Source organism: Aphanothece microscopica RSMan92 (assembly GCF_046613545.2).
Classification (GTDB): domain Bacteria; phylum Cyanobacteriota; class Cyanobacteriia; order PCC-6307; family Cyanobiaceae; genus NIES-981.
Genome location: NZ_JBKKKY020000322.1, coordinates 1 through 646, shown reverse-complemented (window position 1 = coordinate 646; position 646 = coordinate 1). Strand labels below are relative to the sequence as shown.

General features: G+C 59.0%; 1 protein-coding gene. It reads left to right on the top strand.

The features are described from left to right. On the top strand, positions 1 to 531 hold a 531-nt coding region (locus tag ACLD7X_RS17775), incomplete at its 5' end, for an HAD-IA family hydrolase (protein WP_411425018.1). Positions 532 to 646 lie beyond the last annotated feature (115 nt).

The following is a 646-nucleotide window of genomic DNA, read 5'->3' as shown; positions in this document are numbered from 1 at the left end:
AAAACCAAAATCCAGAAAGGAGAAACCAAGTCGGCGCTCTACCAGCGGATGATCCGCGACACGCCGCCTACGGCCCAGCCTGGGATTGTGCGGCTTGTTCGTGAAGCAACCCATGCGGGGCTGGCCCTGGAACTCGCCACGACCACCGGCCGCGAGAACGCCAACACATTGATGGAATGCTTATTCGATCCCGATTTGGCAGCGCGATTGGAGGTACGAATCTGCGGTGAAGATGTCCGTGCCAAGAAATCCGATCCGGAAGTCTATTGCCTCGCGTTTGTCGCGATTGATCTGGACCCGCGCGAAACCGTTGCGATTGAAGATTCCGCCGCCGACCTGGAGGCGGCTTCCACGCTCGGCATTGGTTGTGTGGTGACGCCTGCGCTCTATACCCGCCTTCACGATTTCAGCGGTGCCCCAGTGTCGCCAGCGACCTGGGAGAAGCCGATGCGCCGGGCACGGTGCTTGCTGACTGCCGACCGGAAGGCGGCCTCGTTACGCCTTCCGATCTCAACCGCTGGATGCGCTTAGGCACGGCAAAGTCCGGCCCGATCGGTTTTTCGCTTGATTGCGCGAAAACAAACGTTACAACAAATTTACGGTTTGGTCGATTGAACCGCCAACCCCCCAATAGCCAGCATACCGT